The 24056-nt window shown below is 71.2% G+C and carries 25 protein-coding genes; 13 read left to right on the forward strand and 12 right to left on the reverse strand.

The window, feature by feature from the left end:
• Positions 1–21 precede the first annotated feature (21 nt).
• Positions 22–411 (forward strand): DUF1801 domain-containing protein, encoded by a 390-nt coding sequence (locus Q0R63_RS03540; protein ID WP_295694075.1) that lies wholly within the window; start codon positions 22–24, stop codon positions 409–411.
• Between the two features lie 10 nt (positions 412–421).
• Here Q0R63_RS03540 and Q0R63_RS03545 read toward each other — a convergent pair whose 3' ends face one another.
• Positions 422–1276, reverse strand: coding sequence for an SURF1 family protein (locus Q0R63_RS03545; protein ID WP_295694079.1), 855 nt, complete (start codon positions 1274–1276; stop codon positions 422–424).
• 59 nt (positions 1277–1335) lie between these two features.
• On the opposite strand from Q0R63_RS03545, the gene moaA reads away from it, so the two are divergent.
• Positions 1336–2352 carry a GTP 3',8-cyclase MoaA gene (moaA, locus tag Q0R63_RS03550; protein WP_295694149.1) on the forward strand — a complete coding sequence of 339 codons (1017 nt, stop codon included), beginning with the start codon at positions 1336–1338 and terminating at the stop codon, positions 2350–2352.
• Positions 2353–2389: 37 nt separating this feature from the next.
• On the opposite strand, the gene Q0R63_RS03555 is transcribed toward moaA, so the two are convergent.
• Entirely contained in the window at positions 2390–2602 is a 213-nt protein-coding gene (locus Q0R63_RS03555) for a hypothetical protein (protein ID WP_295694082.1), read from the reverse strand.
• Complete coding sequence (locus tag Q0R63_RS03560; RefSeq protein WP_295694085.1) at positions 2599–2964, reverse strand: DUF3099 domain-containing protein; 366 nt, start codon at positions 2962–2964, stop codon at positions 2599–2601. Before Q0R63_RS03560 ends, Q0R63_RS03555 begins: the two co-directional genes overlap by 4 nt.
• A gap of 210 nt (positions 2965–3174) precedes the next feature.
• On the opposite strand from Q0R63_RS03560, the gene fabG reads away from it, so the two are divergent.
• The 3 genes from fabG to Q0R63_RS03575 are packed head-to-tail and all read left to right on the forward strand — an operon-like array spanning position 3175 to position 7059.
• Positions 3175–3906 (forward strand): 3-oxoacyl-ACP reductase FabG, encoded by a 732-nt coding sequence (gene fabG / locus Q0R63_RS03565; protein WP_295694088.1) that lies wholly within the window; start codon positions 3175–3177, stop codon positions 3904–3906.
• 59 nt (positions 3907–3965) lie between these two features.
• The gene (fabI, locus tag Q0R63_RS03570; protein WP_295694091.1) at positions 3966–4730 is read left to right on the forward strand and encodes an enoyl-ACP reductase FabI; all 765 of its coding nucleotides are present in this window, start codon (positions 3966–3968) and stop codon (positions 4728–4730) included.
• A gap of 55 nt (positions 4731–4785) precedes the next feature.
• On the forward strand, positions 4786–7059 hold the full coding sequence (locus Q0R63_RS03575; protein ID WP_295694094.1) for a tetratricopeptide repeat protein: 2274 nt from the start codon (positions 4786–4788) through the stop codon (positions 7057–7059).
• A 223-nt stretch (positions 7060–7282) separates the two neighbouring features.
• Here the strand turns inward: Q0R63_RS03575 and Q0R63_RS03580 are convergent, their stop codons facing one another.
• From Q0R63_RS03580 to glgC, 8 genes are all read right to left on the reverse strand, one after another.
• Positions 7283–7522, reverse strand: a complete 240-nt coding sequence (locus Q0R63_RS03580; protein ID WP_295694096.1) for a hypothetical protein — start codon at positions 7520–7522, stop codon at positions 7283–7285.
• 24 nt (positions 7523–7546) lie between these two features.
• The gene (gene cphA / locus Q0R63_RS03585) at positions 7547–10192 is read right to left on the reverse strand and encodes a cyanophycin synthetase (RefSeq protein ID WP_295694099.1); all 2646 of its coding nucleotides are present in this window, start codon (positions 10190–10192) and stop codon (positions 7547–7549) included.
• Between the two features lie 53 nt (positions 10193–10245).
• Complete coding sequence (locus Q0R63_RS03590) at positions 10246–11166, reverse strand: cyanophycinase (protein ID WP_295694102.1); 921 nt, start codon at positions 11164–11166, stop codon at positions 10246–10248.
• Positions 11167–11183: 17 nt separating this feature from the next.
• Entirely contained in the window at positions 11184–12395 is a 1212-nt protein-coding gene (gene serB / locus Q0R63_RS03595; protein ID WP_366521074.1) for a phosphoserine phosphatase SerB, read from the reverse strand.
• Between the two features lie 97 nt (positions 12396–12492).
• Positions 12493–12984 carry a thiol peroxidase gene (gene tpx, locus Q0R63_RS03600; protein WP_295694105.1) on the reverse strand — a complete coding sequence of 164 codons (492 nt, stop codon included), beginning with the start codon at positions 12982–12984 and terminating at the stop codon, positions 12493–12495.
• Between the two features lie 188 nt (positions 12985–13172).
• Positions 13173–14027: an LLM class F420-dependent oxidoreductase gene (locus tag Q0R63_RS03605; protein ID WP_295694108.1), complete on the reverse strand. Its 855-nt coding sequence runs from the start codon at positions 14025–14027 to the stop codon at positions 13173–13175.
• Positions 14024–14515 (reverse strand): hypothetical protein, encoded by a 492-nt coding sequence (locus Q0R63_RS03610; protein WP_295694111.1) that lies wholly within the window; start codon positions 14513–14515, stop codon positions 14024–14026. Before Q0R63_RS03610 ends, Q0R63_RS03605 begins: the two co-directional genes overlap by 4 nt.
• Positions 14516–14658: 143 nt before the next feature.
• Entirely contained in the window at positions 14659–15912 is a 1254-nt protein-coding gene (gene glgC / locus Q0R63_RS03615; RefSeq protein WP_295694114.1) for a glucose-1-phosphate adenylyltransferase, read from the reverse strand.
• A gap of 76 nt (positions 15913–15988) precedes the next feature.
• On the opposite strand from glgC, the gene glgA reads away from it, so the two are divergent.
• Positions 15989–17185 (forward strand): glycogen synthase, encoded by a 1197-nt coding sequence (gene glgA, locus Q0R63_RS03620; protein WP_295694118.1) that lies wholly within the window; start codon positions 15989–15991, stop codon positions 17183–17185.
• Positions 17186–17207: 22 nt separating this feature from the next.
• Here the strand turns inward: glgA and Q0R63_RS03625 are convergent, their stop codons facing one another.
• Positions 17208–17969, reverse strand: a complete 762-nt coding sequence (locus tag Q0R63_RS03625) for a hypothetical protein (protein WP_295694121.1) — start codon at positions 17967–17969, stop codon at positions 17208–17210.
• Positions 17970–18021: 52 nt separating this feature from the next.
• On the opposite strand from Q0R63_RS03625, the gene Q0R63_RS03630 reads away from it, so the two are divergent.
• The 7 genes from Q0R63_RS03630 (at position 18022) to Q0R63_RS03660 (ending at position 24055) form a co-directional block, all read left to right on the forward strand.
• On the forward strand, positions 18022–18456 hold the full coding sequence (locus Q0R63_RS03630; protein ID WP_295694124.1) for a VOC family protein: 435 nt from the start codon (positions 18022–18024) through the stop codon (positions 18454–18456).
• Positions 18457–18520: 64 nt separating this feature from the next.
• Positions 18521–19351 carry an ABC transporter ATP-binding protein gene (locus tag Q0R63_RS03635; RefSeq protein ID WP_295694128.1) on the forward strand — a complete coding sequence of 277 codons (831 nt, stop codon included), beginning with the start codon at positions 18521–18523 and terminating at the stop codon, positions 19349–19351.
• Between the two features lie 80 nt (positions 19352–19431).
• A complete protein-coding gene (locus Q0R63_RS03640; protein WP_295694131.1) occupies positions 19432–19941 on the forward strand; it encodes an NfeD family protein in 510 nt (169 codons plus the stop codon).
• A gap of 94 nt (positions 19942–20035) precedes the next feature.
• The gene (locus Q0R63_RS03645; RefSeq protein WP_295694133.1) at positions 20036–21226 is read left to right on the forward strand and encodes an SPFH domain-containing protein; all 1191 of its coding nucleotides are present in this window, start codon (positions 20036–20038) and stop codon (positions 21224–21226) included.
• A 354-nt stretch (positions 21227–21580) separates the two neighbouring features.
• The gene (locus tag Q0R63_RS03650; RefSeq protein ID WP_295694137.1) at positions 21581–22318 is read left to right on the forward strand and encodes a hypothetical protein; all 738 of its coding nucleotides are present in this window, start codon (positions 21581–21583) and stop codon (positions 22316–22318) included.
• Positions 22319–22365: 47 nt separating this feature from the next.
• Positions 22366–23136 carry a sulfite exporter TauE/SafE family protein gene (locus Q0R63_RS03655; RefSeq protein ID WP_295694140.1) on the forward strand — a complete coding sequence of 257 codons (771 nt, stop codon included), beginning with the start codon at positions 22366–22368 and terminating at the stop codon, positions 23134–23136.
• Between the two features lie 13 nt (positions 23137–23149).
• Entirely contained in the window at positions 23150–24055 is a 906-nt protein-coding gene (locus tag Q0R63_RS03660; protein WP_295694143.1) for an RNA methyltransferase, read from the forward strand.
• The last annotated feature ends 1 nt before the right edge of the window (position 24056 follow it).

A 24056-nucleotide genomic window follows, 5' to 3' on the forward strand; every position in this document is an offset into this window, starting at 1 on the left:
CTCGGGACTAGCGTTCGCCGCATGGGGCAGATCGATCAGTTCATCGCCGGGCTCGAGGCACCGGATGCCGCCGCCTTCGCCCATGTCGCGGGCCTCGTCGTCGAGGTCGCGCCCGACGTGGAGCAGGGCCGCTGTTACGGCGTGCCCGCCTTCCGACTGGCCGGACGGCCGCTGCTCGGCCTGGTCGCGGCCAAGGGCCACCTCAGCCTCTTCCCGTTCAGCCCCGAGGCGATCGAGCGGGTGAGCAGCCGGCTCGAGGGATTCTCCCTCTCCAGGGGCACGATCCGCTTCACCGCCCAGCACCCCGTCCCCGACGACGTCGTGCGCGATCTCGTCGCGGCTCGGCTCGACGAGATCGTCCACGACCTCGTCAGGTCCCGGCTCGACGAGAGCGTCGCCAGCGCGTCCTGACGCGCCGGTCTCAGGAGTCCTCCTCGTCCCAGATCCGCACCTTCTTCGGTCGGGTGGCGGGCACCATCGACCCGGCGGCGACGAGCTCCGCCTCGGACGACGGCGATGAGCCAGGCGCCGGCTCGACCTCGGGTCGCTGTCCCTCGCGCATCGTCCGGATCCGGTAGCCGTAGAAGACGAAGCCGAACACCGAGAACAACCACCACTGGAACGCATACGCCTGGTTGGGTCCGAGGTCGGTATCGGGGAGCGCCAGGGGCGTCGGCCGGGCGGGCGTCGCCCCGGCGGCCGTCCGCTCGGACTCCAGGATGAGATACGTCGGCAGCAGGTCACCGCCGACCTGGGCCTCGGCGTCCCCGACGTTGATGCTGGCGAGCTGTCCGGCCGGGAGGTCCTTGCCGAGGGTCACCTCGGGGCGCCGCAACCAGCCCTGGACCGTGACGGTGCCGTCCGGGGCGGTGGGCACGCTCGGGAGCTGGGCGGCCGAGTCGGCGTTCTGGACCCAGCCGCGGTCGACGAGCAGCCGCCGCCCGGAGCCGTCACGAAGGTCCAGGGGGACGAGGACCTCGAGCCCCGGGGCGCCGTCGAGCGCGCGGTTGCGGACGAGCAGCTGCTGCTGCGCGGCATACGAGCCGGCGGTCGTCACCCGGGTCCACTCGCCGGTCTCGGCGAGCGGGAGCCGCCCCTCGACCGAGGCCAGGGGCACGGGAGTGGCGGCGTAGTGCGAGGTGACCGTGTCGGCCTTCACCTGCTTGTCCTCGTAGCGGCCCCACTGCCACCGCCCGAGGAGCACGCACACCCCGGCGAAGACGATCGCGACGAGGAGCGCGAGCAGCCACCTGGGGGTGAACAGCGTACGGATCACTACCTGACGGTACCTGTCGGACGGAGCGCCTAGAATGCCGGGTAATGACCAGTCTCCCGATGCCACGGACGCGCCCCACCGGAGGGGCCGGCCTTGCCGACACGTTCGGACGCGTGGCCCGTGATCTCCGGGTGTCGGTGACCGACCGCTGCAACCTGCGCTGCACCTACTGCATGCCCGCCGAGGGCCTGCCGTGGATGCCCCGGGCCGAGATGCTCACCGACGAGGAGCTGCTGCGCGTCATCGGCGTGTTCGTCGGCCTGGGGGTCCGCCAGGTGCGGCTCACCGGCGGCGAGCCGCTGCTGCGACGCTCTCTGGTGGACGTCGTCGCCGGCATCGCGGCCCTTGAGCCGCGGCCGAGCATCGCCATGACGACCAACGGGGTCGGGCTCGAACGGGTGGCCGGACGGCTCGCGGACGCCGGGCTGGACCGCGTCAACGTGAGTCTGGACACCATCGACAGCGAGACCTTCAGCAGGCTCACGCGCCGAGACCGGCTCACCGACGTCGAGAAGGGTCTTGCGGCCGCCGCGGAGGCCGGGTTGACCCCGGTGAAGGTCAACGCCGTCGCGATGCGGGGCATCAACGACGACTCGGTCGCCGACGTGCTCTCCTGGTGCCTCGACCGCGGCTACGAGCTGCGGTTCATCGAGCAGATGCCGCTCGACGCGCAGCACGCCTGGGACCGCGAGGTCATGGTGGGCGCCGACGAGATCCGGCAGCGGCTGTCCGAGCGGTTCACCCTCACCCCGCTGCCCGCCGCCGACCGTGGCAGCGCGCCGGCCGAGCGGTTCCTCGTCGACGGGGGACCGGCCACGGTCGGCATCATCGCGAGCGTCTCCGAGCCCTTCTGCAGCACCTGCGACCGGGCCCGGCTCACGGCCGACGGGCAGGTGCGCAACTGCCTCTTCTCCGAGCAGGAGACCGACCTGCGCGGACCGCTCCGGGACGGCGCCAGCGACCAGGAGCTCGCCGACCTGATCAACGGAGAGATGTGGCGCAAGGCCCGTGGCCACGGCATCGGCGAGCCCGACTTCCACCAGCCCACCCGGCCGATGTCGTCGATCGGCGGCTGACCCGGCTCTCGCCTGAGCTGCTGAGTCGTTCTGCCGCTCAGCCGTGGGCGTCAGTGAGTTCCCCGACGTCGATAGTGTCCTTGAGGAAGCTACGGAGAGAGAGGAACTCGCCCAGCGACTGCTCGTGGTCCGCGCAGGCGAGCCACACCTTGCGCCGCTCGAGCGTATGCAGCGTGGGGTTGTTCCACAGCAGGGCGCGGGTCGCCGTGCGGCGACAGCCCGTCGCGCTGCAGACCAGGTCGGGACTCACGCGCCGGCGCGGGCGCTGTCGTCCGGGCCGATCGGCTTCGGGTCCTCGATCGTGCCGGTCAGGGCACGCGTCTCCTTGGAGCGGGGGTCGACCCGGGTGATCTCGCCGTTCTTCACCGGTCCGACGGCGTTGGCCAGGACCACGGCGATGTAGGGCAGGACGACCGCGCCCGCGACGAAGGTCCAGCGCAGCCACCCGGTGGTCACGACCGCGAGCACGAAGCACACGCCGCGCAGCCCCATCGCAGTGAAGTACCGGCGCATCCGCTCGCCCTGGTCCTCCGCCGCCGACCCCGGCGCGTCGGTCACCGACTGGATGTCGGGCCGGTGGATCGGAAAAGCGTCCTGCGGCTGCGAGTTCACTGACACCTCCTCAGCCTACGTCGGTGCGTGATCGGCCGCTTCCGACCCCGGATGACTGCTGGATCACGTGCGCCGGCAAAGGTGACCACTGGCCCGACAGGTGGCGCGGTGACGGCATACCCAGCGGTAGTGCACTAGCGTCGTCCCGCGGTCCCGGCCGCCGCCCACGGCCGACCCGAGTCGCCACCGACCGCACTGGAAGTGAGCACGATGACGCAGACCCCGAGCGCACCCTCGCAGCGCAACGTCCTGGTGACCGGGGGCAACCGGGGGATCGGGCTGGCCATCGCGAGGTCGTTCGTCGCCGCTGGAGACGCCGTCGTCATCACCCACCGCAGCGGCGACGCACCCGAGGGACTGACTGCCGTGCGCTGCGAGGTCACCGACACGGCCTCGGTGAACGCCGCGTTCGACGAGGCCGAGAAGATCCTCGGCGGCCCGGTCGAGATCCTCGTCTGCAACGCGGGCATCACCCGTGACACCCTGGTGCTGCGGATGAGCGACGAGGACTTCGACGACGTCATCAGCACCAACCTCGCCGGCGCGTTCCGGTGCGTCCGCCGCGCGGTGCGAGGGATGATCCGGCTGCGGCGGGGACGGATCATCCTCATCGGCAGCGTCGCCGGCATGTCCGGCGGTGCCGGGCAGGCGAACTACTCCTCGAGCAAGGCCGGTCTCGTCGGGCTGGCCCGCGCGACGTCGCGCGAGCTCGGCGGACGTGGAATCACCGCCAACGTCGTCGCACCCGGGCTCATCGAGACGGACATGACGGCCAACCTCAGCGAGGAGGTCATGGCGAGCTACCTCAGCTCGATCCCCGCAGGCCGGCTCGGCCGTGTCGAGGAGATCGCCGAGACGGTGCTCTTCCTGGCCAGCCCCGGCGCGGCCTACCTCACCGGCGCCGTCATCCCCGTCGACGGCGGCCTGGGGATGGGTCACTAGCACCCCCGGAGCGCACCGACGACCACCGATATCTGAGCCACCACGAAAGGCACGACACCATGGGAATCCTCGAGGGCAAGCGGCTGATCATCACCGGCGTGCTGATGGACACCTCCATCGCCTTCCACGTCGCGAAGATCGCCCAGCAGGAGGGCGCGCAGGTGGTCCTCACCTCCTTCGGCCGGACGATGAAGATCACCTCCACGATCGCCAAGCGGCTGCCGACCACGCCACCGGTGATCGAGCTCGACGTCACCAACCAGGAACACCTCGACAGCCTCGCCGAGCGGACCACGGAGCACCTCGACGGTGTCGACGGGGTGCTGCACTCCATCGGGTTCGCCCCCCTGGGCGCCTTCTCGTTCATGGACGGCACGTGGGACGACGTGGCGACCGCGATGCAGGCGTCCGCCTACTCGCTCAAGGCGCTCGCCGTCGCCGCGCTGCCGCTGATGAGCGCCGGGGGGAGCCTGGTGGGGCTGACCTTCGACGCGAAGTTCGCCTGGCCGGTCTACGACTGGATGGGCGTGACGAAGGCCGCCTTCGAGTCGACGAACCGCTACCTCGCCCGCGACCTCGGCAAGCTCCACCACATCCGCTCCAACCTCGTCTCCGCCGGTCCGCTGCGCACCACGGCCGCGAAGTCGATCCCCGGCTTCGAGGAGTTCGAGAAGGTCTGGGGCAACCGCGCGCCGCTCGGGTGGGACATCACCGACCCGGTGCCGGCCGCGAAGGCGTGCGCCGCGCTGCTGTCCGACTGGTTCCCCGCGACGACCGGCGAGATCATCCACGTCGACGGCGGCGTGCACGCGATGGGGCAGTGACCGGGGACCGGGCGCGGCGGCATACGGGGTCACGCGAGTAGCTAGGGTTGAGGCCATGATTTCGCCTGCCGCGACCGATCTCACCGCCCTGTCGGAAGCCGCCGTGACCCAGGCCGGAGTGACCGTGTCCGAGGTCCGGGTCCTCGACGGGCCCAACCTCTACTTCACCCGGCCCGCGGTCAAGATCAGCCTCGAGGTGCCCGGCTACCTCGCGCTCGACCGCAAGGATGCCGCCGAGCTCGCCCGCCGGGTCGGGCTCGGCTCCTCGCGACCGGGGAAGGCGGGCAGCGCGCAGCGCCAGCGCTTCGTCATGCGCCTCGCCGCCCACGTCATGCGGCGGATCGCCAGCGGCGTCGGCGTCAGCCGGATCACCGTGCGCGCGCGCACCGGTAGCGCCGTGGACGAGATCGTCGTGGCCATTCCGTGGCGGCACCGCAACTGGGGCGAGGTCTCCGGCGAGCAGCTCGGTCCGGTCCTCGCCGAGCTGCTCCGGGCCGACCGGGCGGGCACGGACGCGGTCGACGCCATCATCGAGGCGGCAGCGGCGCGGGTGCGGGCCGTCGAGCCCGGCCCGGCGAGCCTGGTGGTCGCCCCCACCGTCCCCGTCGTCTCGATCACCGGCACCAACGGCAAGACGACGACGACCCGGATCATCGCCCACATCTCGATGACGGCCGGGTTCAGGACGGCGTGGAGCTCGACCTCCGGGGTCGTCGTGATGGGGGAGACGATCGAGGACGGCGACTACTCCGGGCCGGCGGGGGCGCGCGAGGTGCTCGCCACGCCCGGCCTCGAGATCGCCGTGCTGGAGACCGCCCGGGGCGGCATGCTGCTGCGGGGGATGGGGGTCTCGACCAACGACGTCAGCATCGTCACCAACGTCACGGCCGACCACCTCGGCCTGCAGGGCATCGACACCCTCGACCAGCTCGCCGAGGTCAAGGCGATCGTCACGACCATCACCAAGCCGACCGGGTGGGTCGTGCTCAACGGCGACGACCCCCGGGTATGGGCGATGCGACACCGCATCCGCGCCAAGCCGTGGGCCTTCAGCCTCGACCCCGACTCGCCGGCGCTGCGCGAGTCGCTCGCGACCGGCGGCCGGGGGATCACCATCCTCGACGGCGAGATCGTCGTGATCACGGCCAACGCCGACCCCGACCGGCTCGCCAGGATCGTCGACGTCCCCGTCACGCTGTCCGGACTCTCCCGGCACAACATCGCCAACGCGCTCGCGGCGGCAGCCGGCGCCCTCGGACTCGGTATGCCGCGGGCGGCCGTCGTCGAGGGCCTGCGCACCTTCGCGCCCGACCCCGTCCTCAACGAAGGGCGCCTCAACTGCTACTCGGTGCCCGTCCTCGCCGCGTCCGGGGAGCAGGGGTCTGCCACGGTCATCCTCGACCTGGCCCACAACGAGGCCTCGCTGGAGGCGCTGCTCGAGGTCGCCCACGGTCTCAAGGCCCCCGGCGCCCGCGTCCACCTCGGCCTCGGCGCCACCGGTGACCGGCCCGACGAGGCGACCGAGGCCCTCGGCGAGATCGCGGGCAAGTCGGCCGACCACGTCGTGATCGCCCACAAGCCGAAGTACTTCCGCGGGCGCACGCTCGAGCACCTCGACGCCCGTCTGCGGGCCGGCCTCTCGCGCGTCGGCGTCGTCGAGGTCGACTCCCACCCCACCGAGCTCGAGGGCCTCCAGGCGATGCTGCCGACCGTGCACCCCGGCGACGTGCTGGCCTTCATGTCGCACGAGCAGCAGGCGGAGAACGTCCGCTGGCTCGAGGGGCTGGGGGCGACGGCCGACGACGCTCGGACGATCCGGCGCAAGGTCGTGCAGGCCCGCGGGGAGCACGAGTCCGAGGCGGAGATCGCGGCCCTCTGGGCGCTCGAGGACCCGGCCGCACGGATCCCCCTGGCCCGGGCGCTCAGCGCGGCGCACCCGAAGGACGCCCGCCTGGTCTACGAGTGGGCGGGGACGCTCGACGCCGCGGGCGACGAGGCGGCTGCGGTGCCGCTCTACCGGCAGGCGCTCGCCGACGGTCTCCGTGAGCCGCACCGGCACCGTGCCCAGCTGCAGGCGGCGTCCAGCTATCGGGTCCTCGGGCAGCCGGACGAGGCGCTCGTCCTGCTCGACGAGGTGGCCCGGTCGCACCCGGGCGAGGCGGCCGTGGTCGCCTTCCGGGCGCTCTCCCTCGCCGACGCGGGGAACGCGCGCGAGGCGGTAGCGGACCTCGTCGACGCGCTCGTCGACCACGCCTCGGACGACGACACCGCGGCATACCGGCGCGCCCTGCACGGGTATGCCGCCCAGCTGCGCGAGCCGCGCCCCTGACCGTCTCGTCCGCGGCTCGCTGGGGCAGAACCGCGAGGAGGTATAACCGCGCTCCCTGAGTCGCGGTTTTACCTCAACCCCCCGGGGTCGTCGCCTCCCCGAGGTATACCCGCGCTCCCTGAGCCGCGGTTTTACCTCAACTCCGGGGTCGTCGCCTCCCCGAGGTATCACCGCGCTCCCCAGGCCGCGCTCCCCAGGCCGCGGTTTTACCTCGATCCGGGGCTCAGTGGGAGACCGGTTCCTCCTGCGAGAACGCCTCGGCGTCGGCCTCGGCACCGTTGACCATCGCCGACTGCGCCAGGAGCTCCGGGTCGAGATCGGGGTCGGAGGCGATGTCCGTCGCGTGCGAGCCGGCGTGCGCGACGTGGGTGCGGTTCTCGAGCTCGGCCACCACCTTCGCGTGCTGGTCGACGCACATGACGACGAAGTCGCCCGGGTTGGCGCGGGCCATGACGTGGTTCACCGCGGCGATCTCGTCGAGGACGATCTAGATCTGCCGGCACCGGGCCCCCTGCGCCATCGCCTGCTTGACCCCCTTCGCGACGAGGCCCGCGGTCTCGCCGACGGCGCGACCACGACGCCGCACGTCCTCGCGGATGACGATGACGTCGAAGTGCTCCGCCGCGACCGCGCCGAGCTCGCGGATGTCGTCGTCACGGCGGTCGCCGGCGGCGCCGATCATGCCGATCCGCTGGATCCGCAGGTCGGTGCGACCGGCCTGCTGCTTGGTGTAGCCCTCGACGAACTCGCCGAGCGCCCGCATCCCAGCAGGGTTGTGGCAGTAGTCGATGAACACCTCCACGTTGTCGACCTCGAGGAGGTTCATCCGACCGGGGGAGAGGTAGTAGCTCGTCGTGAACGTGCGCAGCCCCTGCCGGATGTCGTGCAGCGGGGCGCCGGCGGCGAAGGCGGCACCGGCTGCAGCGAGCGCGTTGGCGACGTTGAACTTGGCCGCGCCGCCGAAGGTCGAGGGCAGCAGGTGGGTCCACGCGAGCTGCATGGCGCGGCGACCGTGCTGGATGACGATCATGTCGCCGCGGTCGGTCTGCTCGAGGACGACCGCACGACCACCGCGGCGGCAGGCCCGGTCGATGAAGTCGCGGCTCTCGCTGCCGGGGTACTGGAGCGAGAACCACACGATGTCGCCGGAGCAGCGGCGCCGCATCTGACGGACGAGCGGGTCGTCGGCATTGAGGACGGCGAAACCGTCCCGCGGCACGGCCTCGACGATGACCGCCTTGACGGCGGCGAGCTGCTCGAGGGTGTCGACGCCGCCCATGCCGAGGTGGTCCGGCGCGATGTTGGTCACGACGGCGACGTCGTTGCGGTCGTATCCCAGGCCCTCCCGGATGATGCCGCCGCGGGCGACCTCCATCACCGCGAAGTCGACGCGGGGGTTCTGGAGCACCATCCGGGCGGACTTCGGCCCGGACGCGTCGGCCTTGATGACGAGGCGCTCGTCGATGACGATGCCGTCGGTCGAGGTCATGCCGACCTTGCGGCCGATGCCCTTGAAGATGTGGGCGATCATCCGCGACGTCGTCGTCTTGCCGTTGGTGCCGGTGACGGCGATGATCGGCACCCGCGAGGGGGTGCCCGGCGGGAAGAGCAGGTCGACGACCGGCTTGGCGATGAACTGGGGGACGCCGACGGTCGGGTGGGTGTGCATCCGGAAGCCCGGGGCGGCGTTGACCTCGCAGATCGCGCCCCCGGTCTCGCGGACGGGAGAGGCGATGTCAGGACAGATGAAGTCGATGCCGGCGACGTCGAGCCCGACCATCCGGGCTGCCTCCTCGGCGATGTCGATGTTGTCGGGGTGCGCCTCGAAGGTGCGGTCGATCGAGATGCCGCCGGTCGACATGTTGCCGGTGAGGGCCAGCTTGACCATCACGCCGGTCGGCGGGACGTCGGTGAGGGTGAAGCCCTGACCGTCGAGGACCGCCTCGGCGGCCGCGTCCACCTTGATCTTGGTGAGGACCTTCTCGTGCCCGACGCCGCGGCGGGGGTCGCTGTTGGTGATCTCGACGAGCTCCGCGACCGTGTGCTGACCGTCGCCGATCACGTGGGCGGGGACACGCTCGGCGATGGCCTGCATCTTGCCGCCGACGATGAGGCAGCGGTAGTCGCGTCCGGTGACGAACGACTCGACGATGATGGTCCCGCGCTTGGACTCCTCCACCGCGATGTCGAAGGCCTGCTCGACCTCCTCGCGGTTCTGCAGGTTGAGGCACACCCCGCGGCCGTGGTTGCCGTCGAGCGGCTTGACCACCACGGGGTAGCCGATCCGCTCGGCGGCCTCGACGAGTCCGCGCATCGTGCGGACCGCCGCCTGCTTCGGCACGGGCAGCCCGGCCGACCCGAGCAGCTTGACGGTGAGGTCCTTGTCGCCGGCGATGTCGACGGCCAGCGCGCCGGTGCGCGAGGTCATCGTCGCCCGGATCCGCTGGGCGTGCACCCCTTGACCGAGCTGGACGAGGGAGGCGCCGTTGAGCCGGATGTAGGGGATGTCGCGGCTCACCGCCTCCTCGATGATCGCCGCCGTCGACGGCCCGAATGCCGTGCGCTCGGCGAGCCGGAGGAAGTCGTCGAAGCTCTCGGCGAAGTCGAACCCCTCCTCGGCCTGCACGAGGTGGTTGACGAGCCGCACGGCAAGGCGTCCGGCGGCGATTCCGACGGTCTCGTCGGTGAACCCGTAGATGACGTTGTAGTGGCCGGGCCTTCCCCGGACCGCCCGGGTCTTGCCCCGGCGCTGGTCGTGGCTCGCCTCGGACTGCAGCTGCAGCGCGATGTGCTCGCTGACGTGCCCGACCCACGTGCCCTCGTGCAGCCGCTCGACGAAACCGCCGGCGTGACCGCGTGAGCAGGCGTGCCTCGCGAGGCCCGGAAGCGCCTCGAGCAGGGCGTCGGTGAAGCCGGGGATGGTGTCGGTGGGGTAGCCCTCGAGGACACCGAGGTCGACGACGAGGTGGATCGCCTGCTCGTAGGACCAGAGGTTGGGCCCGCGGTAGACCCGGGACTCGACGATCGTGAGGTCCGGGGCGAGGGGGCCGGTCGGGCTGGGTCGCTGGGCGGCCAACGAAACCTCCTGGGTCGGGTCGAGCGGGTCCGAGGTGTGGTGCGAGGTGGTGCGCATCCGAGCTGATCGATGTCGAGAGGTGAGTCGTCCCGGCATACGGCTGGGGTCCCTCAGGTGGAGGCCGGCCGCAACGCGTCGCCCGGGCCGCCCGGCGTCGCGCGCTCGCGGGCCGAGGCACCCCCGACGTCCTTGTCCGGGTGACGCTCCACGAAGTCGATCAACCTGGCGGCGTCGAGGTCGAACGTAGCGCCCATCGGCAGTGAGTGCACGACCGCTCCCGAGACGAGCAGCGGGGCGCCGCGCCGGGCGTCGGGTGCGTCGGTCACCGCGGCCCGCGCGTCGATGACGAAGACCCCGCCCGCCCCCAGCACGGTCATCGTCCGTTCGTCATGGATCTCGGTCGCGGTGTTCTCGTCGATGCCGATCCCGATGAGGTTGGGGGAGTTGGCGACGAGCGACATCAGCCGCCCGTAGCGCCCGCGCTGGTCGAAGTGCTGGTCGATGATGACGTTCTCGAGCAGCCCGAGTCCGGCGGTCAGCTGGCTGGCGCGCTGCCGCGGGGTCAGGCCCTCGTCGCCGAGCGAGATCATGAACCGGCTCATGATCGAGGCGCCGGCCGACGTGCCCGCGATCACCGTCCCCGCCTGGTATGCCGCGTGGATGGCGTCCCCGACGGGGGTCCCGACGTAGTACTGGCTGAGCTTGAGCTGGCTCCCGCCGGAGAAGAACACCCCGGTGGCGTTGCCGATCCGGGCGACGAGCTCGGGATCGTGGGCGGCGGCCCGGGAGGGGGCGTGGACGACCTGGATGTCCGCGCCGGCCCGGAGCCGGGTGAAGACGGCCGTATAGGCCGCGACGACCTCGTCGACGAACGACGACGCCGTCGGGATGATGACGATGCGCGACTTCTGCCCACCGGCGAGCCGGACGAAGCGGCGGAGCACGAGCGCACGCCCCATCTTGTCCTCGGCACCGCCGATGATCAGCAGGGTCCGCGGACGGGGGCGCGTCGGCGTGGGCGTGCGGGGCATCCACACACCTTATGGAGTCAGCGCGGAGGGAGCGCGGGTGCGGGGGTCGGAGTGCCGTCGAGCGCGTCGGCCTCCTCGATCTCCTCGCGGCTGATGCCGAGGAGGTAGAGCACCGAGTCGAGGTAGGGCACGTTGACCGCGGTGTCGGCCTGCTCGCGCACGACGGGCTTGGCGTTGAAGGCGACGCCGAGGCCGGCGACGCCGAGCATGTCGAGGTCGTTGGCGCCGTCGCCGATGGCTACCGTGCGGGAGAGGGGCAGCCCCGCCTCGGCGGCGAACCGGATGAGCGCGCGGGCCTTGCCGGCCCGGTCGACGATGTCGCCGAGGACCCGGCCCGTGAGCCGGCCGTCGACGATCTCCAGCCGGTTGGCCTCGGCGTGGTCGATCTGCAGCTCCTGCGCGATCGGGCCGACGATCTCGATGAAGCCGCCCGACACGAGGGCGACCGTGAAGCCCAGCCGCTTGAGGGTGCGGACGAGCGTCCGCGCCCCGGGGGTGAGCACGACGGCGTCGCGCACCTCCCGCAGGACCGACTCGTCCAGCCCCGCGAGGGCCTTGACCCGCTGCCGCAGCGACTCCGAGAAGTCGAGCTCGCCGCCCATCGCGCGCTCGGTGACGGCGCGGACCTCGGCCTCGCGGCCGGCGTGTGCCGCGAGCATCTCGATGACCTCCTGCTGGATCAGTGTCGAGTCGACGTCCATCACGACGAGCCGGCGTCCGCGCCGCGCCAGGCCGGACGCCGAGACGGCGATGTCGACACCCTGGATGACCGCTTCCATCGCGAGCTCTCGGCGCAGCCGGTCGACCTCCGCTCCCGAGACGTCGAACTCGACCGTGGTCACCGGATAGCGCGAGAGCCGGCGGATGCGGTCGATGTTGGCGCCGTGCCCGGCGATCCGTGCGGTGACGGCGGATACGGCTCGGGCGCTCAGCGGGTCACCGAGGATCGTCACGGCCACCCGGCCGGTCCGCCGCCGGCCGGAGTCGCCGGTGCCGTGCTTGATCTTGACCTTCATGCCGAGGGAGCGGCCCACCTCGCGGACGACCTGCTCGAGGCGCGCGGTCCGTGGCCCGGCGGCGAGCAGCATGGCGAGAGTGAGGTGGTCGCGCACGACGACCTGCTCGAGGTCGCGCACCTCCGCGCTGACGTCGGCGATCGCGTCGAAGAGGGCGCTCGCGACCCCCGGTCGGTCGTCACCCGAGATCGTGACCAGGAGGGTCTCCTCCAGGTCGTGCGGTTGTCCCAGCGGCTCCGGAGGCTCGGCGGGAGCGTCGTGGGTCACCGCGAAAGGCTAGCGCGGCATACGGGGTGGGTTGCGGTCGTCGTCAGGCGAGGGCGGCGACCGCGGCGTCGTAGTCGGGCTCGGTGCCGATCTCGGGGACGAGCTGGGTGTGGAGGACGGTGCCGTCCGCGCCGACCACGACGACGGCGCGGGCGAAGAGGCCCCGGAACGCCCCGTCGGCCAGCGTCAGGCCGTAGGTGGTGCCGAAGTCCGAGCGGAACGCCGACGCGGCCGTGACGTTGTCGATGCGTTCCGCCCCGCAGAACCGGGCCAGGGCGAACGGCAGGTCCGCCGACACGCAGATCACCGTGGTGTTGTCGAGTCCTGCGGCGATCGCGTTGAACTTCTTGACGCTCGCCGCGCAGACGCCGGTGTCGATGCTGGGAAAGACGTTGAGCACGGTACGGGTGCCCGCAGGCAGCGTGACCTCGGAGAAGTTCGAGGCGGTGAGGGTGAACGGCGGTGCGCTGCTCCCGACGGCGGGGAGCTCGCCGACGGTCTCGCAGGTGTTTCCGCCGAGTGCTGTAGTGGCCATAGGAAAGTTCTACCGCACGAGCCGGTATGCCGGTGAGGCGGCCGGCGCACAGAACTGGTCAGCTGCCCTGTTCTGTGCGGGGCGTCAGCGTCGGCCCGGTCCAGAAGTGGTCAGGTGCCCCGTTCTGCACGGGGCGTGAGCGGGGGCCCGGTCCAGAAGTGGTCTGCTGCCCAGTTCTGTGCGGCGCGTCAGGCGTTGACGTCGTCCCGCCAGGCGATCAGCTCGCGGACCGCGTCCAGCGACGCGGGGTCGTCGAACGCCTCGCCCGAAATGCCGGTCGTGAACAGCCGCACCCCGACGTCATACAGGGCCTGGGCGTTGGTGGGGTAGCTGTCGACCTTCTCCGGCATCCGGCCCGGCGTGGGCGCGACCCCGGCCGACCGGATGATCTGCGACGGATCGCGTCCCACCGTGGCGCACCACTCGTCGAGGACGGCGCCCTTGCGGGTGATCACCTCGGCCTCCCCGAAGGTGTGCCAGATGCTGGCGTGCTCGGCGACGATCCGCAGCGTCTTCTTCTCGCCGCCGCCGCCGATGAGGATGGGGATGTCCCGGGTCGGCGCGGGGTTGAGCTTCGACCACCGTTCCCGGATGAGCGGGAGGTCGCGAGCGAGGTCGTCGAGCCGCGAGCCGGCGGTGCCGAAGGGATAGCCGTACTCGTCGTAGTCGCGCTCGGCCCAGCCCGACCCGATCCCGAGGACGAGCCGGCCCTCACCGCCCCGGGCGCTGATGTGGTCGACCGTGCGCGCCATGTCCGCGAGCAGCTGCGGGTTCCGATAGCTGTTGCAGGAGACGAGCGCCCCGATCTCCACGTGCTCGGTGGCCTCGGCCCACGCGGCGAGCATCGTCCAGCACTCGTAGTGCAGGCCGTCGGGGTCGCCGCTGAGGGGGAAGAAGTGGTCCCAGTTGAGCAGCATGTCGACCCCGAGCTCCTCGAGCGTCGCGCAGATGCGGCGGATGGAGGCGTAGTCGGTGTGCTGCGGCTGGACCTGGACGGCGATGCGCGCCGGGCCGGAGGGGACGTGGGCGGTCGGGGTACTCATGAACCCATCATGACGCCGCCGACGCCACCAACGGGTCGGGCGGTCACGAGCAGCCAGTTCCAGACACCACCGGTCTCCCTCGTGACGTCGAGGACGTCGAACCCGCACCCCGCGAGCAGCCCGCGCAGCGGCCCCTCCTGCCAGTACTGGAAGAAGCGGGGCGCGCCCAGCTTGTGGTCGCTCCACTCGGTGCCGTCGCCGATCTTGACGGAGAACGCGAGCAGCCCATCGGGAGAGAGGGATTCGCGGACCCGCCGCAGGACCCCGACCAGCTGTTCCGGGGTGAGGTGGAGGAAGACCGCGTCGGCCAGCACACCGGCATACGGGCCGCCGAGGTCGTCGGTCAGCACGTTGAGCACGTCCGCAGCATGCCCGTCCTGCCGGAGCAGGTCGACGAACGCGCGCGTCGCGTCCGTGCGCCGCACCCGGCGCCCCAAGCCCTCGAGGACGAGGGCGTCGCGGCCGCCGGCACTACCGATCTCGAGCATGCCGCCCTCCGGAGCGCGCTTCTCGAAGCCGGCGAGGAAGGTGGCGAAGGCCGGCCTGACCGGCCCGGCCCACTGGTCGCGGTAGGTCTGCGCGTGCTGCTCGTAGACCGCAAGCGTCCGCTCGTTGGAGCCCTGCTCGTCGTTCAGAGCGGGACCTTCTTCCCCTTCCCGACCACGACGATGCCGGAGTCGGTGACGGAGAACCCCCGCTCGCGGTCGTGGTCGTGGTTGACGCCGATCTCGGCGTGCTCCGGCACGACGACGTTCTTGTCGATGATGGCCCGCCGGATCGTCGCGTAGCGCCCGACGTCGACGCCGTCGAGGATGACGCTGTCGACGATCGAGGCGTAGGAGTGCACGTTGACGCGCGGGGCGATGACGCACCCGCTGACCTGGCCCCCCGAGATGACGACACCGGGGGAGACGGCCGAGTTGCGGGCCTCACCGACGCGGTCCCCGTGGCCGTGGACGAACTTGGCCGGCGGCAGCGACCCGGTCGAGGTGTAGATCGGCCACTCGTAGTTGTAAAGGTTGAAGATCGGGTGGACCGAGATGAGGTCCATGTTGGCCTCGTAGTAGGAGTCCATCGTGCCGACGTCGCGCCAGTAACCCTGGTCCCGCTCGGTCGAGCCCGGCACGACGTTGTCCTTGAAGTCGTAGACGTAGGCGTCGTCGGCCGCCACGAAGGCCGGCACGATGTCGCCGCCCATGTCGTGCATGCTGCCCATGCGGTCGTGGTCGCTCGTCACCGCGTCGATGAGCGTCTCGGCGTCGAAGACGTAGTTGCCCATCGACGCAAGGACCTCGTGGGGGGCGTCGGGCAGCGGCTTGGCGTCGGTGGGCTTCTCGCGGAAGGCCCCGATCTTGCGCCGGTCGTCGTCATCCACCTCGATGACGCCGAACTGGTCGGCGAGATGGATCGGCTGACGGATCGCGGCGACCGTGACCCCGGCCCCGGTCTCGACGTGCTGGTCGACCATCTGCGAGAAGTCCATGCGGTAGACGTGGTCGGCCCCGACCACGACGACGATGTCGGGCCGCTCGTCGGCGAGCAGGTTGAGGCTCTGGAAGATGGCGTCGGCGCTGCCGAGGTACCAGTCCTTGCCGACCCGCTGCTGCGCCGGCACCGGCGCGACGTAGTTGCCGAGCAGCGTCGACATCCGCCACAGCGAGGTGACGTGCTTGTCGAGGCTGTGCGACTTGTACTGCGTCAGCACGACGACCTTGAGGTAGCCCGAGTTGACGACGTTGGACAGCGCGAAGTCGATGAGGCGGTAGATGCCGCCGAAGGGCACAGCCGGTTTCGCCCGGTCGGCCGTCAGGGGCATCAGTCGTTTGCCCTCCCCGCCGGCCAGGACGATCGCCAACACCTTGGGATTCTGCGTCCGTCGCGCCATGGGCTCACCCTAGGGTCCACGAGGCCCGGCAGCGATACCTACGACACGCCGCGTTCTGCAGGGCTAGGGTCGGGCCGTGCGCGTCGACATCCTCAGCAAGGAATATCCCCCGGCGGTATACGGAGGCGCGGGTGTCCACGTCGCCGAGCTGGTCCGGGCCCTGCGCTCGCGGGGGGACCTCGAGGTCCAGGTCCGTTGCTTCGGTGCGCCGCGCGACGAGGCCGACACCACGGCATACGCCGACCTCGTGGAGCTCACCGCAGCCAACGCCGCGATCGCGACCCTCGGGGTCGACCTGCTGATGGCGCAGGACTGCGTCGGCGCCGACCTCGTCCACTCGCACACCTGGTACGCCAACTTCGGCGGCCACCTCGCCTCCCTCCTCGGCGGTATGCCGCACGTCGTCACCGCCCACTCCCTCGAGCCGATGCGCCCGTGGAAGGCGGAGCAGCTCGGCGGGGGCTACCGCGTCTCGTCCTTCGCCGAACGGTCGGCCTACGAGGGCGCGGCCGGGGTCGTCGCCGTCAGTGCCGGTATGCGCGCCGACATCCTGCGCGCCTATCCCTCCCTCGACGAAGATCGTGTCCACGTGGTCCACAACGGCATCGACTCGCAGCTCTGGCAGAAGGCGGAGGACGCGGCCGTCGTCGCCCGGCACGGCATCGACCCCGCCCGTCCGTCGGTGATCTTCGTCGGCCGGATCACACGGCAGAAGGGCCTGCCCTACCTGCTGCGCGCGGCCGCCGCCCTGCCCCCCGAGGTGCAGCTCGTGCTCTGCGCCGGAGCCCCCGACACCCCCGAGATCCTGGCCGAGGTCGAGAGCCTGATGACCGAGCTCAGGTCGGGCCGCGACGGGGTCGTCTGGATCCCCGAGATGCTGCCGCGGCACGAGGTCGTCGCTCTGCTTTCTGCCGCAACGGTTTTCGCCTGCCCGTCGGTCTACGAGCCGCTCGGGATCGTCAACCTCGAGGCGATGGCCTGCGAGCTCGCCGTGGTGGCGACGGCGACCGGCGGCATCCCCGAGGTCGTCGTCGACGGGGAGACCGGGTGGCTCGTGCCGATCGAGCAGGTCGAGGACGGCAGCGGCACGCCGGTCGACCCCGACGCCTTCGTCGCCACCCTCGCGGCGGCCCTCACCGAGGCGGTCTCCGACCCGGAGCGCGCGCGGCAGATGGGCGTCGCCGGCCGCGAGCGCGCCATCGCGCACTTCTCCTGGGAGTCCATCGGCGATCGCACCATGGCGGTCTACCAGCAGGTCCTCGGCGCGACCTGAGCCCGCGAAGAGTGCTGCGGGACTAAGCCGGTCGCCAGCCGGCGAGGGCCATCACGGCGATGTTGGTCGCGCCGGCGAGGGCGGTGTCGGCGGCCGACTCGAGCCGTCGCAGCCCGATCTCGCGCCGCGACGAGGAATGGACGTCGAGGGTCGGGCCGGCGGCCGCATTGCGCAGCCCCTCCTCGGCGATGATCGCGACGCGGGCCGCCGACGTCATCACCCGGACCGCGCGAGGCGGTATGCCGGCGGGCAGGCCCCAGGGGTCGCGGCCGAGCCTCCGCTCGGCCTCGTCGCGCGGACCGCTTGACCAGGGTCGACCGTCCACGGACTCCAGTGCGGTGGCCCACTCCGAGACGGTGAGGGCGAGAGTGCGCTCGACGTCCCCGAGGTCGATGGCCTCGAGGACGTGCCGGGCCATCGGCTCGCTGTCGTATGCCGTCCACTCGGCCGCCGTGCCCTCGTCGCCTTCGGGTCCGAAGGCACTGAGGGTCGGGACGAGCATCCCTCCCATCCCCGGGACGAAGACGCACTCGCCGGCGACCGCGGCCTCGGCCGCCGTGTCACCGGAGGTGGGCGGCATACCGGTGACGTCGCCGGGCCGGGGGAGGGCCACCAGCAACGCACTCTCGCCGAAGTCGCGCCAGAGCGAGACGCGCGCCAGATCGCCCGTCACGTGGTCGATGTCGGGGTGCGCGACCGCCATCGCCTGCTCGAGGGCCACGTCCCCGTGCCAGGACGCGGTCACCCAGAGGGCGAGCCGGACCGACAGGGGCAGGGAGGACATCCCCTCATTCTAAGGAAGCCGCACCGGCGCGTCGCGTCGCTAGGGTGGGTCGATGGCGACGCTCCGGCAGTTCCAGGTCACCTTCGACTGCGCCGAACCCGAGCGCGTCGCTCGGTTCTGGTGCGAGGTGCTCGGTTATGTCGTTCCGCCGCCACCCGAGGGGTTCGCGTCGTGGGCCGCGTTCGACGGCTCGCTGCCGCCGGAGGACCAGGGCTCCGCATTCGCCTGCGTCGACCCGTCCGGGGTGGGCCCGCGACTGTTCTTCCAGCGCGTTCCCGAGGGCAGGGTCGTCAAGAACCGGGTCCATCTCGACGTGCGCGCCGGCGCCGGGCTCGTGGGTGAGGAGCGCCTGACCACCCTCGAAGCCGAGTGCGCACGACTCGTCGCGCTCGGCGCGGTGCGCGAGCGACTCCTGGAAGCCGATGGCGTCAACGAGTCCTGCATCGTGATGCGGGACGTCGAGGGCCACGAGTTCTGTCTCGACTAGGGCACCGACCAGGAGCCCAGCCCGTCGGCCAACCTCGTCACGCACCGCCACTAGGGTGATCCGCATGAGCGACGTCCTCGCCTTCGCCGGTGTGTGCGTGGAGCGCGCAGGCAACCTGCTCCTCGACGACATCACCTGGGAGGTCGAGGAGGGGGAGCGGTGGGTCGTGCTCGGGCCCAACGGTGCCGGCAAGACGACGTTGCTGCAGCTGGCCTCCGCGCGGATCCACCCCACGCGCGGCGTCGTCGGCATCCTCGGCGAGGTGCTCGGAGCGGTCGACGTGTTCGAGCTCCGTCCCCGCATCGGCTTGGCCAGCGTGGCGATCGCCGAGCGCATCCCCGCCGACGAGCTCGTCGGCAACGTCGTCGTCACGGCCTCCTACGCGATCGTCGGTCGGTGGCGCGAGGAGTACGACACGCAGGACTACGTGCGGGCCATGGAGCTGCTCGCGGCGTTGGGCGTGGGGCATCTCGCCGACCGCCGCTACGGCACCCTCAGCGAGGGCGAGCGCAAGCGCGTCCAGATCGCGCGTGCCCTGATGACCGACCCCGAGGTGATGCTGCTCGACGAGCCGGCCGCGGGTCTCGATCTCGGCGGGCGGGAGGATCTCGTGGCGCGTCTGGGACGGCTCGCCGCGGACACGACGGCGCCCGCGCTGGTCCTCGTGACCCACCACGTCGAGGAGATCCCCCCCGGTTTCACCGACGTCCTGCTGCTGCGCGGGGGCCGGGTCGTCGCGGCCGGTCCGATCGAGATAATGCTCACCGCCTCGAACCTCTCCGCCACCTTCGGGCTGCCCCTCGTCCTCGAACGCCACGGCGAGCGCTGGGCGGCCCGGGCCGCCGACCCGGCGCCCCCTGCGGCCGGTCCGGCCGACGAGCCGGACTCGCACTGACCTCCGGAACCGGACCACGCGACCAGACGTCATACTGATTGACGTGGCCCGTTGCGGCGCCGCGTAGGGGAGGTCAGCAGGTGCTCGACAACTACGGATGGCTGGCCTGGGTCGCGGTCGCCCTCGCCCTCGGCGCGTTCGAGGTCGCGACCGTGAACCTCGTGTTCCTCATGCTTGCGGGCGGCGCCGTCGGGGGCGCTGTCGCTGCCGCCCTGGGCGCGGGCTTCCCACTGCAGGTCGTCGTCGCGGTCGCCGGGTCGGGCGTGCTCCTCGGCGTCGTGCGGCCGCGGGCCAAGGCCCGCCTCACCCGTGGCCCCCGGGTGCCCATGGGGACCGCGTCGTATGCCGGTCGGTCGGCGACCGTCATCGAGTCGGTCACCGAGACCTCCGGCCGGGTGAAGATCGGCGGGGCCACCTGGTCGGCCAAGGGACTCGACGGTGAGGAGTCCGAGGCCGGCGCCGAGGTGCGGGTCGTCCGCATCGAGGGCGCGACCGCCGTCGTCACCGCGCTCGTGCCACCGGACCCACCGCCGGCCACGCCTTCCGACGCGCCGTCCGACGCGCCGCGCCCGAGCGACCGGCTCGACTAGGCGGCATACCGGCACCACCCAGACTTCGCCGGACCGACACCGGTCCGGCGCCCATCAATGGCCGGCCCAGGGGGTCGGCGGAAAAGAGGCACCGGTGAACGGAAGCGTCCTGACCCTCGTGGTCGTGGTCCTGCTCGTCATCTTCGCCGTCATCGTCATCGCTCGGACCATCAGGATCGTGCCGCAGCAGACGGCACAGATCGTCGAGCGGCTGGGGAGCTACAGCCGCACCCTCGACGACGGGATGCACATGCTCATCCCCTTCGTCGACAAGGTGCGCGCCAACATCGACCTGCGCGAGCAGGTCGTGACGTTCCCGCCGCAGCCGGTGATCACCTCCGACAACCTCGTCGTGAGCATCGACACGGTCATCTACTACACCGTCAACGACGCGAAGTCGGCTGTCTACGAGATCGCCAACTTCATCCAGGGCATCGAGCAGCTGACCGTCACCACACTGCGTAACGTCATCGGCTCGCTCGACCTCGAGCAGGCGCTCACCTCACGTGACCAGATCAACGCGCAACTACGCGGGGTCCTTGACCAGGAGACCGGACGCTGGGGCATCCGCGTCAACCGCGTCGAGCTCAAGGCGATCGACCCGCCCCACTCCGTCCAGGACTCCATGGAGAAGCAGATGCGCGCCGAGCGCGACCGGCGTGCGACGATCCTCAACGCCGAGGGCGTCAAGCAGGCGGCGATCCTCACCGCAGAGGGTGAGAAGCAGTCGCAGATCCTGCGGGCCGAGGGCTCGGCACAGGCCCGGATCCTCGAGGCCCAGGGTCAGTCCCGCGCCATCCAGCAGGTCTTCGCGGCCATCCACCGCGGCAAGCCGACCCAGCGCCTGCTCGCTTACCAGTACCTCCAGGTGCTGCCGCAGCTGGCCCGCGGCGACTCCAACAAGATGTGGATCATCCCCAGCGAGGTGACCGACGCCCTGCGCGGCATCAGCGGCGCGCTCGGTGGCGACAAACCGTTGATGGGCAACGACGACGAGGACCAGCTCGCCGAGGCGGACTTCGGTCCGGAGGACAACGTCTTCGCCGACACGGCGCTCGAGGACCCGGCCAAGGCGCTGGCCGAGGCACGTGGTCAGGCGGGCCAGGCCAGCGCCGAGGCGACGATGCACGCGTCGCCGACCATGTCGCGACACGCCGCGGTCGCGCCGCTGGTGGCTCCGGTCGTGGCTCCTCCCGTCGCCGAACCGCTGGCGCAGCCGGCCGCCCCGACGACGCAGCCGGGCCCGGCGCCGCAGCACCCCGAGGTCGCGCCGCCGTTGGCGTGAGGCGGAGACGAGGGCCTCGCGTGTCCTTCGCGGCCTCGGAGGTCGGGGGTTGTTCAAGGGGCTGAAAGTGGGGTAAATCGGACGTTTAGGACGATATGCCTCCTGTCGTCTCCGAGGTGGACTGGGTGTGGCGCCTGACTGGGCGTCGCCACCAGCCCCCTGGAGATTCACATGCATTCAGCTTCCGACCCGCGCGCTGCGCGGGACTCCCTCCCTCGCGCCGGCCTCACGCGGCGTTCCCTGTTGGTCGTCAGTGGGCTCGGGGCCCTCTCCCTCGCGGTCGTCGGCGCGGCGCCGGCCTCAGCCTCGGCCACCACCCTTGCCCGGCTGCGAGTCGGTGCCAGGGTTCGGACCGTGGGTTCCACCGGGCCCGAGCTGGCTTCCTCGTTCCGCAACGCGAGTGCCGCGAAGGGCCCCTGGGACATCACCCGGGCCTTCTACGGGACGCTGCCGACGAGCGAGCAGCCGATCACCCCCAAGGGCGGGGTCGACGTCGTGTCCTACAAGACACCCCAGAAGAACCTGGCCGCCTACGTCGCGACGATGCGCAAGCAGGACCTCATCACCTGGCACCACGAGCCCGAAGGCCCGAAGGACGGCTTCACCCCCGCCGGCTATCGGAACGCGTTCGTCAAGGAGTACGCCGCAGCGCACCAGGCTCGAGCTTCGGTGAAGTTCGGGATGATCTCCGGAGGCTTCCAGTGGCGGGAGGGCAACCCCGGCTACGGCGGAGGCTTCCTCCCGCCGAAGGGTAGTGTCGACTGGCTCGGTTTCGACTCCTACCGCACGGGCGCTGGCGCCAGGAACGCGGTCGTGCCGTTGACCCAGGTCGCCGAGTTCCAGAGCTGGTACGCCATCGCCAAGACCTACGGCGTCCCCCTCTACGTGACCGAGTACGGCCGGGGCAGCACCACCGTGCCGGGATCAGGGGACCAGCGCCCCTCAGTCATCCGGGCCGACCACGACTACCTCACCGCGAACAACTTCGCCGGATGGATCTTCTGGTATCCCGAGAACGGCATCGACAAGCAGTGGTACTTCACCGACTCGTCGTCCCTCGCCGCTCTGCGGTCGGTGTCGACCGGCTCCTAGCCCAGGACCGGACGCGCGATCCGCTCAGCCGTCGGTAGGGTGAGGAGGTGTCGTGGCCCGAGATGATCGCCGTGTTCGCGGCGGGGGTCTTCGCCGGTGGGATCAACACCATCGTCGGGTCCGGCACCCTGGTGACCTTCCCGATCCTGCTGTTCCTCGGATTCCCGGCCCTGACCGCCAACGTCAGCAACAACATCGGTCTCGTCGCCGGGGGCATCACCGGGAGCTATGGATACCGCAAGGAGCTGACCGGGCAGTCGGCGACCCTGCGGCGGATGATTCCCCTGTCCTTCGTCGGATCGGTCATCGGCGCGTCGCTGCTGCTCGTCCTGCCGGCCGACGCCTTCAAGGCCATCGTCCCGGTGCTCATCGCGATCGCCCTCGTCCTCGTCCTCATCGGCCCACGCCTCCAGAAGCGGGCCGCCGACAGGGCCGAGGGCGAGGCGGCGCCGTCCTGGCACCGGTGGGCGATCGCCGTCGGGGTCTTCGTTGCCGGGGTGTACGGCGGCTACTTCGGAGCCGCGCAGGGAGTGCTCCTCATGGGGATCCTCTCGGCCCTCAGCTCCGAGCCGCTGCAGCGGCTCAACGGCTACAAGAACGTCCTCAGCCTCATCGTCAACTTCGTCGCGGCCGTGCTGTTCATCCTCTTCGCACGCGACCACATCACGTGGCTCATCGTGCTCTTCATCGGGCTGGGGTCCTTCCTGGGGGGCATCATCGGGGCGAAGGTCGGTCGTCGCATCCCGCCCAACGCGCTGCGTGCCCTCATCATCACGATCGGCGTGGTCGCCATCGTGAAGCTGATCTGGTTCTCCTGAGCGGCGTGCGCTGATGGCTGACGGGACCAGCGGGATCGGCGGCATCGTGAGGATCGGCGGGATCATCGAGATCACCGATCTCGACGTCGGGAGCGCCGACCTGCTCGCGCACGAGCCGCTCTCCGACTACGTGGGCCTGACCGATGTCGCGCTCCGACGGCGCACCGAACCCGAGCGCGGCCTCTACATCGCCGAGTCCGAGAAGGTGATCCGCCGGGCCCTCGCGGCCGGGCACCGGCCGCGGTCCTATCTGATGGCCCGCCGCTGGCTGACCGACCTCGCCGACGTGGTCGCCGCCGCGGAGGCCGACGGCATACCGGTGTTCGTCGGGGAGCACGAGGTGATCGAACGGCTGACCGGCTTCCATCTCCACCGCGGCGCCCTGGCCGCGATGCAGCGGCCGGAGCTGCCGTCGCTCGAGTCGCTCCTGACGGACGCCCGCCGGGTCGCCGTGCTCGAGGACATCGTCGACCACACCAACGTCGGTGCGATAGTCCGCGCGGCCGCGGCCCTCGGTGTCGACGCCGTGCTCGTCACTCCCCGGTGCGCCGACCCGCTCTACCGTCGCTCGATCCGAGTGTCCATGGGCACCGTCTTCCAGGTGCCGTGGACCCGCATCGATCCGTGGCCGGCGGGGATGGACGTCTTGCGGGCGCACGGCTTCACGGTGGCCGCCCTCGCGTTGACCGACGACGCCGTGTCGCTCGAGAAGCTTGCGGCCGTCCCGCCCGACCGCCTCGCCCTCGTCCTCGGCACGGAGGGTGATGGCTTGGCCCGGGCGACGGTCGAGGGGGCTGATCTCGCCGTCCGGATCCCGATGGCCGGCGGTGTCGACTCGCTCAACGTCGCGGCCGCGAGCGCGGTCGCCTTCTGGGCCCTGCGCCCCCGACCCACTGTCGAGGTCGCGCATCCGCGGTGAG

The organism is Lapillicoccus sp. (assembly GCF_025353065.1).
Lineage (GTDB): Bacteria > Actinomycetota > Actinomycetes > Actinomycetales > Dermatophilaceae > Lapillicoccus.

What these genes read in the sequence shown, in the direction of transcription:
- tpx (WP_295694105.1), bottom strand. Translation starts at nt 12,984, where the DNA reads ATGGCCACTACAGCACTCGGCGGAAACACCTGCGAGACCGTCGGCGAG.
- Q0R63_RS03610 (WP_295694111.1), bottom strand. Translation starts at nt 14,515, where the DNA reads ATGCTCGAGATCGGTAGTGCCGGCGGCCGCGACGCCCTCGTCCTCGAG.
- Q0R63_RS03625 (WP_295694121.1), bottom strand. Translation starts at nt 17,969, where the DNA reads ATGTCCTCCCTGCCCCTGTCGGTCCGGCTCGCCCTCTGGGTGACCGCG.
- cphA (WP_295694099.1), bottom strand. Translation starts at nt 10,192, where the DNA reads ATGCGCACCACCTCGCACCACACCTCGGACCCGCTCGACCCGACCCAG.
- fabG (WP_295694088.1), top strand. Translation starts at nt 3,175, where the DNA reads ATGACGCAGACCCCGAGCGCACCCTCGCAGCGCAACGTCCTGGTGACC.
- fabI (WP_295694091.1), top strand. Translation starts at nt 3,966, where the DNA reads ATGGGAATCCTCGAGGGCAAGCGGCTGATCATCACCGGCGTGCTGATG.
- Q0R63_RS03660 (WP_295694143.1), top strand. Translation starts at nt 23,150, where the DNA reads ATGGCTGACGGGACCAGCGGGATCGGCGGCATCGTGAGGATCGGCGGG.
- Q0R63_RS03630 (WP_295694124.1), top strand. Translation starts at nt 18,022, where the DNA reads ATGGCGACGCTCCGGCAGTTCCAGGTCACCTTCGACTGCGCCGAACCC.
- Q0R63_RS03635 (WP_295694128.1), top strand. Translation starts at nt 18,521, where the DNA reads ATGAGCGACGTCCTCGCCTTCGCCGGTGTGTGCGTGGAGCGCGCAGGC.
- moaA (WP_295694149.1), top strand. Translation starts at nt 1,336, where the DNA reads ATGCCACGGACGCGCCCCACCGGAGGGGCCGGCCTTGCCGACACGTTC.
- glgC (WP_295694114.1), bottom strand. Translation starts at nt 15,912, where the DNA reads ATGGCGCGACGGACGCAGAATCCCAAGGTGTTGGCGATCGTCCTGGCC.
- Q0R63_RS03575 (WP_295694094.1), top strand. Translation starts at nt 4,786, where the DNA reads ATGATTTCGCCTGCCGCGACCGATCTCACCGCCCTGTCGGAAGCCGCC.
- Q0R63_RS03540 (WP_295694075.1), top strand. Translation starts at nt 22, where the DNA reads ATGGGGCAGATCGATCAGTTCATCGCCGGGCTCGAGGCACCGGATGCC.
- Q0R63_RS03590 (WP_295694102.1), bottom strand. Translation starts at nt 11,166, where the DNA reads ATGCCCCGCACGCCCACGCCGACGCGCCCCCGTCCGCGGACCCTGCTG.
- Q0R63_RS03605 (WP_295694108.1), bottom strand. Translation starts at nt 14,027, where the DNA reads ATGAGTACCCCGACCGCCCACGTCCCCTCCGGCCCGGCGCGCATCGCC.